This window comes from Microcystis sp. M090S1 (assembly GCF_020246295.1).
Lineage (GTDB): Bacteria > Cyanobacteriota > Cyanobacteriia > Cyanobacteriales > Microcystaceae > Microcystis > Microcystis aeruginosa.
Window position 1 is genome coordinate 1 of sequence record NZ_JADBTF010000104.1, and the last position, 10,763, is coordinate 10,763.

Here is a 10,763-nt window from a genome sequence, read left to right on the forward strand (position 1 = left end):
CCCTTATATAGAAAGGCATTTAGCGATTTTTGTCAATTGTTTTTGATATAGAGCGAACTAATCAATTAAGTCTCTTACCAGATAAGGATTTAGTCGATTTATGCCCCCCTATCGAACCATACCAAGTAACGAAGAACCGAAAATAGTTGATGAAGTCCCTTTTTTTAATAAGAGTCAAAAGGAGATGAGGGAGTCAAAGTGTACGGACACTTTTTCTGGGATTTAGTTGCTCTTTGCTTCCTCCGCGTTTGATAATAGACATAGACAGACGCTAGGGACATCGATCGATATATCCATCGGATTCTTGCCAATTTTTTGATGGGAGCTAAATATGAATAGGCTAGTAGAAAAAATTACGGCTATTGTCGAAAAACTACCGAATTTAAAACTATTAATTCTCTTCGGTTCTAGAGCGCGTGGAGAGCATAAACCTGATAGCGATTGGGATTTCGCTGTTTTATACGAGGAAAGAAGCGATCAAAAGGATATTTCGAGTCTATTGAAAATTTATACACTACTCGAACAAGCTTTAGAGATTCCCGAGGACAAAATTGATGTGATTGATTTAAAAGAATGTTCGCCGATCCTCGCTCATTATGTCGCGCGAGATGGTCAACTTCTATACGAACGGGAAACGGGACTATTCGAGGGATTTAAAGAAAAATTTCTCATGAATCCTGAAGAATCGAAAGCGTTATACCGTCAATTACGGAATAATCTGGAGATTTCTCTACGAGAAAAAGGAGTGTAAATGCTATTCAACCTCTGATTGCGATAGACGAATTAAACCTCATGAATCAATACCTCGCCGAACTTAGCGAGTACGGTTCGATCACCTTAGAGGATTATCGTACATTAAGAGAACGTCAATTAGCCATAGAAAGGTTAATTCAGCTTATCGTTCAAACTGGCATCGATATCAATTATCAGATTTTAAAATGTTTAGATATCGAGTCTCCGAATAATGCTCGCGACGCATTATTTCAAATCGTAGAACTGGGAATTTTAGAAGAACACCTAGCCGTTCAACTGGCCGAGTCTATTAAATTAAGAAACTTACTCGTACACCTATACAAGAAAATTGATCCCGATATCGTTCATTCCTCGATCGCTAATATTTTACGAGATTATCCCCGCTACCAACGCTCGATCGTTCAATATCTAGATTCCTTGGAGGCAGAAAATGGTTAAAAATACGAAAGAATTAAAAATTATCAATACAGTCAATAGAATAACCACGACTGTGGAAAAAATACCGAATTTAAAACTATTAATTCTCTTCGGTTCTAGAGCGTGCGGAGAGCATCGACAATACGAGGCGATTTTATCTCAAACAAATTACCGACTATTTAGGGTTTGCGGCAAAAAGTACGGGCGAAGCATTCGGATAGAAAATCTCCGGTTTCACCGATAAGTTATTGCCCGAATGCTTCGCCCCTACAGGACGCGGGCCGATGAAGACGCAAGGTTTAGAAGCACGATTCTCTCAAAATCTTGCACCTGTTTCGCGAGAACAGCCACAAAACCCCTATCTTGCCTACATTTCACATTTATTCAGCAAGCCCTATTTAGACTCTCTAGAGGTGAAAGATGCCTAAAAAACAAAAAAAATTAGAGGAAACGGGACAGTTAAATCTATTCGATAACACTACAGAAATTGAAGATAAAGATCTGGATTTTGAGTTCGAGGATATTGATTTAGAATCTCTTGTTTCCGAAGATTTGGGGATTACTGAATCGGTAAGCGATCGCCGAGTCGAAACCGTTCGCCAACTGCTAACCCTAAAACTCCTACGGGAGGCGATTCGAGCGGAAAACCCCGACGATCGAGTTATGGCAGATTTTGCCGAAATGGTATTACCCAATTTACTCCGATTAGCGATCGGGGTAACGGCAAAAGGAGGAAATTTCTTCGAGGAAATCGATCGCCGTCGGGAATTAGAGGGAAAAAGCAAAGTTCGACGGGATAATGCAGGAGATCAATCTCTCAATACTCATTTACTTAATGGATTATTTCCCGCTAATCTCATCGAAAAACGACTAGAAAAACTCAATACTACCGTTCGACGGGTAGTAAAGGAATGCGAGCGCAGGTTGGCGATCGCTGGGTTTATTCTCCACGATTTCGAGAAATTCCGCTACTCGCTTTTCCCCGCGATGCCGGCGAAATATATCGAGATTAACGAGGACTTCGATCGAGATATCCGCAAACTATCACGAGAGGAACATCGAGAGATTTTTCAAGTATTGGTTCCCGAATTAGGATTAGATCGCTTTTTATTTTCCGATCAACCAGAAAAATGGACTGAATATCTTGATGATTTGATATACATCGCTAAAAATGCCCAGCGTCGGAATGATACTGATCGAAATACCTCGGAAGATGGGTTAAATACTCGCTTAAACAATAGCGCTCTCGAAAGTTTAACCGATCTTGCCTGTCTAGCCGATCGCTTGGCTTCCATTATTAAACACCCCCACGATGCGGAAAAAGCTCCGTTACAAGACCTTTTATACAGCCTCAGCGATGGGGAACTAAAATTCACTTACCACAGTATCGCCGAAAACCGCGGGGTACTAACAAACGTACTGAATAATGCGGTGATGGAAGCACATCAAGAACTAGACTATCAGCCTTTACTTTACTTGCCTACGGGAGTTGTCTATATCGCCCCCAAAAACGCGCCAGAAGTGTCCCTAGAAACCTTACCGAATCGAGTGGTGGACACCATTAAATCCCTCTGTAGCGGCGAATTACAGCGTAAACAAACGGGATTCGGTAGAGATGGCAAGGGGATGAAATACGCAGATTACTACAGCCAATTTTTCGACGATGCCGGGTTAATGCGCGCTGCCCTCAACGCCACCCTTCGCATCCTCGGTGATAATAAAGCGTCCGTGGCCGGAAGTCGCGGCGAAAACCTGATTAAATTTCAACAACAGGGCGTTTTACCCAGAGATTACGATTTTCATTGTGAAGATGATATCCGGATTGATCGCCTAGCGGAATTCGGGGACGTGGTGACGCGGAAAATCTGGGGCGATCGCCTGGAAAAAATCGAACAGGCGCGAAAATTGCAGAAAAACTTACCCGCACCGCCGGATTTAGATTTAATTAGCGAGATCGCGCATTATTGGAATCTAGAAAATTATCTGCCACAAATCCGAGCGATCAAGCGTATTAATGAATCGTTAAAAGAACTCAAACTGAAAGGCAATACGGGAGGGGTTCCCTACGAATGGTATTATCTAGCGGCGCAATACCTGAAACAGCATCCCGGAATCGAGGATATTAGACCGGTTGCAGAAGATTTAATCGCTTTTCTCGCCGCAAAAATCGCCGCCATAGTTGCGGGATATAACTTACCCGATGGTTGGGAGGATTTGCGAGAGTGGGTTAATCAAGTGGTGCAGTTACCCGGTCGGGAATTGGCCCACTCGATCGAAATCTTCCAGAAAGAATTAAACCACTACAACGCCGCTAAAAAACAAGGTCGCGGCCGTCAACTTCTCTGTTCGATCTCCCATTCTCCCTATAGTGTCAGCGAACAGATGGAATCGGCGGTTCTTTTTACTCCCCAAGTCTATACTAATAAACAAATGCTGGCAGGCTCGAACGCCAAACGAAATATTTCCAGTATCGCGGGAACGGAAATGATGTTGCGTCAGATTCTTATGAATCAAACCCAAGCGGTAGGAAAACGTTTCGAGGAGGGCAAATATCGCTATCTGTACTTTTACCCGACCTATTATTTTACTCCCGAAACCAATAGTTTTTTACAAAAAGCCTACGCTAACATCGCTCAAACTCGTTTTGATAGCTCGATAAAGTTGCACTTTGTTGATAAGAATCTGGTCGCTAACTTCGATCGAACCCGTTATCAGAGTGTCGATAGTTTCCTGATCGATGAAAAATTAAGGCAGAAAAAGGAAAGAATTAACGAGGAGGAAGATGGCAAAAAAGACCGCACTTTTAAACTATCCTATCCCGAAGATAAACCCTTAACCTTTTATTTTATGGCCCTACCTCCGGGCCGCGATCCCACCGATACGGAATCCTGGGTTATGCCAGCATGGTTAGGATTAGCTTTCCCGATGATTCTAGATGTCAAAACGGTGGTTTCTGAGTCTCCTATTCCTCCCTATCGCGACGGTGCGGAATTTGAAGAGACGGTATTTCTCGACAGTGCGCCCCAAGCGATCCGGTCCTTAACCCGATGCGATCGATTCCGTCTCGATCGAGTCTTGAACGCGTGGGAAGATAATTACGGAAAAAAATATTCCGCCCCCTTAAATACCCTAACCGCAGCCTATTCTATTCATTTAGACGTGAACTCGAAGCAGGGTAAGACGGGTTATGACCCCAATTGGGGCAAATTAACGGAACTCGCTATCAATTTAGAAACCAGTCCTCTCTATGTTTTTCATTACCTTAAACAGTGGAAACGGGGCAAAGATGCCGACATACCGAGCGCTAATCGAATCGCTCTGTATCTCTACGATTTTTATCCTTGTTTCGATCCCTATGTACAAGCCAACCGAACCAATTTAACTATCGATATGACAGCACAATCGCCCTTAAATCACCCTAAAAACTTAACCGAATTGTATCGTCAATTCTATCGAGCTAAATCTAGTAAAGGAAAGCCCATTAAAGCCAATGCTATTCTTAAACCTATTGATGAAGCGGCGGATGTTATTCTTAAAGCGGATAACGCTATAAGCGATGATTTGACTTCTTTGGTAGCGGCACGATTATTTAAACTAATGGATCGAGTACGCTCTCAAACAGCAGAAGGTCGATACGTTATCAAAGAGCGAGATCAAGAGCGAGAAAAAATCTTGGATTTTGCTAAATACTTTGTCAAAAATGTTTTCGAGGAGTCTTTTGAAAGTGATCGAGCCAGATTAGCAGGTCGTCAGCTAAATATTATCCGGGATACCTGCGAATTTCTCTATCGTTTAGAAATGGATAAAGAACGTCGCCAAAGACAAGTTCAACCTCTCGATACTTCAAATTCTTCTTCCGAGGAGGAAGAGTAAAAGCTTTAACTGTTATCCAAATGTCCACTTTTTCTATATTAGGAGCGAACTTATGACTTTTCTTAAATCTGTTGACGCTAAATTCTTTCATGGCGAGATTCCCTACAAACCGATGGGAAAATACGTTCACTTTTTGACGATTCGAGTCACAGAATCCTATCCTTTATTTCAAACAGATGGAGAGCTAAATAAAGCTCGTGTTCGTGCGGGAATTGATAGCAAAAAAACGATTAGTCGTTTATCGATGTTTAAACGGAAGCAGTCAACTCCAGAACGTTTAGTCGGACGAGAATTACTCAGAAAATACGGATTAATTACCGCCGAAGAATGTGAGTACAATGTAAAATTTGCCATGAATAACCCCGACTGTATTATTTATGGTTTTGCCATCGGTGATTCGGGTTCAGAAAAATCGAAAGTAGTAGTAGATACGGCTTTTTCGATCACACCCTTTGATGAATCCCATGAAAGTTTTACTTTAAACGCTCCCTACGAGAATGGTACTATGGCATCTAAGGGAGAAAATAAAACCAAACTGGGAGAAGTGACTAGCCGAATTAACCAGCAGGATCACATCCGTCCGCAGGTGTTTTTCCCTAGTATTGTCACTTTAAAAGATCCGACAGAAGCGGGTTTTCTCTATGTTTTTAATAACATCCTGCGTACCCGTCACTACGGCGCGCAAACCACCCGGACGGGACGGGTAAGAAATGAGCTTATCGGTGTTATTTTTGCCGATGGGGAAATTGTTAGTAATTTGCGCTGGACACAGGCAATATATGATCGCCTTCCCGATGAAGTATTACACTCGATCGATCCCTTAGATGAGGATTTAGTTATGGAAAAAGCCACCGAAGCAATACAAGCATTAATGGCGGAAGAATTTATCGTTCATACCGATTTTATCGGGGAAAATTTTCAACCTTTATTAACTGAGGTGAAAACTCTCACGGGTACGGAAGCAGGAATTTTATCGATCTTAAACCAAGCGGATAAAGAAGCGAAAGACTACGCTAAGAAACATATCGCCGAGAAAAAACCAGCCGCTCAAAAACCGTAAATTTCAGTAGGGTGAGTAATTTCTCACCCTATATCCTCGCAATTTTTAAAGAGTTATGGTACATATTTATTCCTGTCAATTAGAACTGCACGATAGTCTTTATTACGCAACCCGTGAAATCGGCAGACTCTACGAAAGCGAACCCGTAATTCATAATTACGCGCTCTGTTATGCTTTGGGATTGGTAAATAGCGATAGTTATCGTTACTTCTGTTCCGAACAAATTCCACAGTACCAAGAACATTTAAATCCTCTTAACGAAGAGAAAATTTATGTCACTCCCGCACGGGCGATCGTTCATACGGCGGTTCTCAATACTTGGAAATATGCCAATAATAACTATCATGTGGAGATGGAAAAAACCCAGAAAAATATTCCCAGTTTTGGCAGAGCCAAAGAAATCGCTCCCGAAAGTGTTTTTGAATGTTTTATCATTTCCCATCACCCCCTACAACTTCCTAAATGGATTCGTTTGGGAAAATGGATGAGTAAAGCGGAAGTAAAACTGACAGAACTTTCCCTATCAAAACAAAAAGAGGATTTATTTATTTATCCCTATCCTTTAAATCCTCTCGATGTTATGTTTACCCATCAGGTGATTGGCTACGATGTGATCAATATGCCTCCCGTTAGTTTGATTCGTAACGTAAGAATGCGCGGGGAATATTACCAAATAAGCGATCGTCCCGATCTCAAAATTCCCGCTCGATTGTCCTATCGCTTCGGTTGAAAATTGACCATGACTCTTATCTCTTCTAAACCCCTCACTTTACCGGAATTTCTCTCACTAACCGCTCCCGATGGCGATATTACCTATGAATTAGTCGATGGAGAAGCGATCCCGAAAATGTCACCGAAATTCTTTCATTCTCGTTTAACTCTGGCTTTATCTTCTATACTCGATCACTGGAATCAAGGACGGGGAGAAGTGGGAATCGAATGGGCGATCATTCTCAGCAAAAACGGTCGAGATTGGTGTCCCGTTCCCGATCTTCTCTACATTTCCCCCGAAAGGTTAGGAGATATTCCCCTCACCGATGAAGCTTGTCCCGTTCCCCCGGAATTAGTCATCGAAATTATCTCTCCGGAACAATCTTTCAGCAGCCTGAGCGAAAAAGCCGTGGACTACCTAAAAGCGGGAGTCAGTCGCGTCTGGATCGTCGATCCCCGGGCCAAGCAGATCACGATTTTCTATCCCGATGCACCCCCGGCGATTAAAAAAGGCGATGACGAAATTAGCGATATTCTCCTCCCCGATTTAACCCTAACCCCCAGACAAATTTTTGCCAAGGCCCGATTAAGTTAATGCCCTACAGTCTCGTTCTCAATCTCACACCCCGATCGCCGATCTATCCGAATTTTCTCACCGGACGACACCTTCACGCGCTATTCCTTACCCTTGTCAGTAGTGTCGATCAGGAATTAGGGGACATTCTGCACGCATCGGAGGCAGATAAAGCCTTCACCTTATCGCCACTACAGATGCAATCCGGGGGAAAAACGATAAATTCCCCGCAGTGGCGATACGAACGGCCAATCGCCCCAGAAACTCCCTGCTGGTGGCGGATTTCTCTGCTCGATGACCGATTATTCGGTAAATTAACCTCGCTCTGGTTGAATCTCAATCCAAAACACCCCTGGCATCTCGGTTCCGCCGATCTGGTTATCACTAGCGTCCTCGCCACCCCGCAATCGGTTCAACCCTGGGCGAACTCTTGTACTTATCAAGACCTGTATGAAAACGCCTCGGAAACGAATCGGGAATTTGATTTCCTTTTCGCCACCCCCGTCACCTTCCGGCAGGGAAAATTCGATAGTGCCTTACCGACGCGGGAACTGGTGTTTAATAGCCTTCTCAATCGTTGGAATCGCTATAGCGCTATCCCCTTCGATTCTATTGCCCTAGAGTCGATTTTCCCTAGTTTCTTCGATATTCAAACGAAATTAGCCGACGAAGCCTATAAAAACCAGTCGTTCGGTTGTGTAGGCGAGATTCACTATCGTCTTTTGGGAGAGGTGGAACCCGCAAAGATTAAAGCGATTAATGCACTGGCGGATTTTGCCCTCTACGCGGGAGTGGGACGGAAAACCACCATGGGGATGGGGATGACTCGCAGAATTTCTAAAGATAAAAGATAGTTATGGATGAATCTGACTACATACCGATCGCCGCTCTCAACCATTACGCCTACTGTCCCCACCGTTGTTGGAGAATGTTCGTCGCTGGGGAATTTCTCGATAATAGCTATACGATCGAGGGAACAAATTTACACGAGCGAGTTCACACCGTCGGGGCGGCAAACCGCGAGGAAATATGGCAAATTCGGGCGATCTGGCTTAAATCAGATAATTACCGTCTCATCGGTAAAGCCGATCTGATCGAGTCCCACGACGGCGAATTTATCCCCGTGGAATACAAACGGGGCAGTAAAGGCGAATGGGATAACGACGAGTTGCAGGTGTGCGCTCAAGCCATCTGTTTGGAAGAAATGACTGGAAAAAGGCTAGATACTGGCTATATCTACTATGCCAGTTCTCACCACCGTCAACCGGTGGCGATCGATCTTGCTCTACGGCAACGGGCGATCGCTACGATCCGAGCAATTGAAACCCTGATCCAGACGGGAAAAATGCCCCCTGCGGTCTATTCACCCCGCTGCAAGGGATGCAGTTTGTTCGATCGCTGTTTGCCCCGATTAACCGAAAAAGTCCAACGATATCGAGAGGAAGAATAAAAAATATGGGAACGGTATATGTGACAAGAGAAGACGCATTTCTCGGCAAAAATGACGAGCGTTTAACGGTCAAAGCATCCAAGGAAACGATACTCGATGTACCTCTATTGAACGTGGAAGGAGTGGTGATTTTCGGACGGGGTTCAGTTTCTCCCGCATTGGTGATCGAATTGTTGGAACGTCATATTCCGCTCAGTTTCGTCACATCCACCGGACGCTATCTCGGTAGATTGGAACCGGAGATGACCAAAAATATTTTCGTTCGTCGAGCGCAATGGCAGGCCGCCGGCGATTCTCCGAAAGCCATTCATTTAGTGCGGGGATTCGTCCGCGGCAAGCTGAAGAATTACCGCAACATTCTGCTCCGTCGTCAACGCGATCGAAAAGAGTTGGATTTACAAACTGCGATCGCTTGTTTGGAAGCAGCGATCGGCTCGATCGAAACAACCTCGGCGATCGATTCTCTCCGGGGGTTAGAGGGAGCCGGAAGCGCGGCCTATTTCAGTTGTTTTGATTCCTTAATTCTCGGTGATACTTTTACCTTTACCTCGCGTAACCGTCGCCCCCCGCGAGATCCGGTCAATTCTCTTTTGAGTCTGGGTTATGCGTTATTGCGCCATGACGTGCAGAGTGCGATCAATTTGGTCGGTTTTGACCCCTATCTCGGTTATCTTCACTATCAACGCTACGGTCGCCCCTCGCTGGCACTAGATCTGATGGAAGAATTTAGAGCGATCGTCGTTGATGCCGTGGTTCTCAACGGGATCAATCATCCTTATCTTACCCCCGAACATTTCACCACCGAACCCTTAAGCGGTGCGGTTTCCCTGACAAGAGAGGGGTTACAGATTTTCCTGCGCTTGTACGAACAGAAGAAACAATCCAAGTTTAAGCATCCGGTAATGGGTAAACAGTGTACTTATCAAGAAGCTTTCGAGATTCAGGCCCGACTGATGGCGAAATATCTCATGGACGAGACGGATAAGTATCCACCCTTGATTTTAAAGTAGGTAGAGGCGGTCATGTATTTTGTTGTCAGTTACGATATTTCCGACGATAAGCGACGAACCAAAATTCACAATACGTTAAAGTCCTACGGCCAACGGGTGCAGTATAGTGTTTTTGAGTGCGATCTAACCGATACCCAGTACGCCAAGCTGCGCGGGCGCTTGAGTAAGTTGATCAAACCCGATACCGATAGCATCCGCTTTTATTTTCTCTGCGCCTGTTGTCGGGGTAAAGTGGAACGTATCGGTGGTGAGTTACCCCGGGATAATACAATTTTTTTTGTTTAGCTCGGTTGCGCTTCCGGGTAGCTGTAAAAATCCTTAACTATTATCTGGTGGCTGAAAAGCTTATGGAATATAGATTCGAGATGATTTTCCTTTCCAACGCGGGGCGCACCTTATCCCGTAAGGTTTTGCGGGGTCTTGAAGCAGTGGGTCACTTGCTGTACAATGGGTTTATTGCGGGTGCGGCGCATACGAACCTTGAAAATCCCATAGCGTATAGCTTTTACCACTGGGCGGTTCCAATTAATCTTAAACCCTACTAGGGATTGAAACAAGAGCAAAGAATCAGCGAATGGGCTACCAATCGGGTTCCAATTAATCTTAAACCCTACTAGGGATTGAAACTGGATATGTGTGGGGGTCTACGGGAGAGAGAGAAGTGTTCCAATTAATCTTAAACCCTACTAGGGATTGAAACTAATGATGCGGACCGCCGCCGGGCAACGCGAGAAGTTCCAATTAATCTTAAACCCTACTAGGGATTGAAACGTTGCCACGCCGCCTAATTTGCCTGATCATACTAAGTTCCAATTAATCTTAAACCCTACTAGGGATTGAAACTAACTTATCCTCAAAATCTTTCTTGCCGCCAACTGTTCCAATTAATCTTAAACCCTACTAGGGATTGAAACG

The 10,763-nt window shown here is 44.3% G+C and carries 10 protein-coding genes, 1 pseudogene and 1 CRISPR repeat array; all 11 genes and pseudogenes read left to right on the top strand.

The annotated features are described in order from the left end of the window. The first annotated feature begins 331 nt into the window (after positions 1 to 331). Positions 332 to 751 (top strand): type VII toxin-antitoxin system MntA family adenylyltransferase antitoxin, encoded by a 420-nt coding sequence (gene mntA / locus IM477_RS04815; RefSeq protein ID WP_072924215.1) that lies wholly within the window; start codon positions 332 to 334, stop codon positions 749 to 751. A 41-nt stretch (positions 752 to 792) separates the two neighbouring features. Beyond that, positions 793 to 1,191, top strand: coding sequence for a type VII toxin-antitoxin system HepT family RNase toxin (gene hepT / locus IM477_RS04820; RefSeq protein ID WP_002791882.1), 399 nt, complete (start codon positions 793 to 795; stop codon positions 1,189 to 1,191). Further along, positions 1,184 to 1,309, top strand: a pseudogene (locus IM477_RS23310) (nucleotidyltransferase domain-containing protein); the annotation flags it as partial. The gene hepT and the pseudogene IM477_RS23310, both read left to right, overlap by 8 nt. A 281-nt stretch (positions 1,310 to 1,590) precedes the next feature. Beyond that, on the top strand, positions 1,591 to 5,043 hold the full coding sequence (cas10d, locus tag IM477_RS04825; RefSeq protein ID WP_287730752.1) for a type I-D CRISPR-associated protein Cas10d/Csc3: 3,453 nt from the start codon (positions 1,591 to 1,593) through the stop codon (positions 5,041 to 5,043). Positions 5,044 to 5,095: 52 nt separating this feature from the next. Beyond that, on the top strand, positions 5,096 to 6,103 hold the full coding sequence (cas7d, locus tag IM477_RS04830) for a type I-D CRISPR-associated protein Cas7/Csc2 (protein ID WP_287730754.1): 1,008 nt from the start codon (positions 5,096 to 5,098) through the stop codon (positions 6,101 to 6,103). Positions 6,104 to 6,158: 55 nt separating this feature from the next. Continuing rightward, positions 6,159 to 6,833 (top strand): type I-D CRISPR-associated protein Cas5/Csc1, encoded by a 675-nt coding sequence (gene cas5d, locus IM477_RS04835; RefSeq protein WP_012266047.1) that lies wholly within the window; start codon positions 6,159 to 6,161, stop codon positions 6,831 to 6,833. Between the two features lie 9 nt (positions 6,834 to 6,842). After that, positions 6,843 to 7,409 (top strand): Uma2 family endonuclease, encoded by a 567-nt coding sequence (locus IM477_RS04840; RefSeq protein WP_287730756.1) that lies wholly within the window; start codon positions 6,843 to 6,845, stop codon positions 7,407 to 7,409. Further along, complete coding sequence (cas6, locus tag IM477_RS04845) at positions 7,409 to 8,242, top strand: CRISPR-associated endoribonuclease Cas6 (protein ID WP_287730758.1); 834 nt, start codon at positions 7,409 to 7,411, stop codon at positions 8,240 to 8,242. The genes IM477_RS04840 and cas6 overlap by 1 nt, the downstream gene beginning before the upstream one ends. A 2-nt stretch (positions 8,243 to 8,244) precedes the next feature. Beyond that, positions 8,245 to 8,838 carry a CRISPR-associated protein Cas4 gene (cas4, locus tag IM477_RS04850; RefSeq protein WP_287730760.1) on the top strand — a complete coding sequence of 198 codons (594 nt, stop codon included), beginning with the start codon at positions 8,245 to 8,247 and terminating at the stop codon, positions 8,836 to 8,838. 5 nt (positions 8,839 to 8,843) lie between these two features. Further along, positions 8,844 to 9,848, top strand: a complete 1,005-nt coding sequence (gene cas1d, locus IM477_RS04855; RefSeq protein WP_287636334.1) for a type I-D CRISPR-associated endonuclease Cas1d — start codon at positions 8,844 to 8,846, stop codon at positions 9,846 to 9,848. A 12-nt stretch (positions 9,849 to 9,860) separates the two neighbouring features. Continuing rightward, positions 9,861 to 10,133 (top strand): CRISPR-associated endonuclease Cas2, encoded by a 273-nt coding sequence (cas2, locus tag IM477_RS04860; RefSeq protein ID WP_002742874.1) that lies wholly within the window; start codon positions 9,861 to 9,863, stop codon positions 10,131 to 10,133. Between the two features lie 233 nt (positions 10,134 to 10,366). Then, a CRISPR array of direct repeats spans positions 10,367 to 10,762; the repeat unit is 37 nt; unit sequence GTTCCAATTAATCTTAAACCCTACTAGGGATTGAAAC. Position 10,763 lies beyond the last annotated feature (1 nt).

Coding starts and splice junctions, on each gene's coding strand:
- mntA (WP_072924215.1), top strand. CDS start 332: ATGAATAGGCTAGTAGAAAAAATTACGGCTATTGTCGAAAAACTACCG.
- hepT (WP_002791882.1), top strand. CDS start 793: ATGAATCAATACCTCGCCGAACTTAGCGAGTACGGTTCGATCACCTTA.
- cas10d (WP_287730752.1), top strand. CDS start 1,591: ATGCCTAAAAAACAAAAAAAATTAGAGGAAACGGGACAGTTAAATCTA.
- cas7d (WP_287730754.1), top strand. CDS start 5,096: ATGACTTTTCTTAAATCTGTTGACGCTAAATTCTTTCATGGCGAGATT.
- cas5d (WP_012266047.1), top strand. CDS start 6,159: ATGGTACATATTTATTCCTGTCAATTAGAACTGCACGATAGTCTTTAT.
- IM477_RS04840 (WP_287730756.1), top strand. CDS start 6,843: ATGACTCTTATCTCTTCTAAACCCCTCACTTTACCGGAATTTCTCTCA.
- cas6 (WP_287730758.1), top strand. CDS start 7,409: ATGCCCTACAGTCTCGTTCTCAATCTCACACCCCGATCGCCGATCTAT.
- cas4 (WP_287730760.1), top strand. CDS start 8,245: ATGGATGAATCTGACTACATACCGATCGCCGCTCTCAACCATTACGCC.
- cas1d (WP_287636334.1), top strand. CDS start 8,844: ATGGGAACGGTATATGTGACAAGAGAAGACGCATTTCTCGGCAAAAAT.
- cas2 (WP_002742874.1), top strand. CDS start 9,861: ATGTATTTTGTTGTCAGTTACGATATTTCCGACGATAAGCGACGAACC.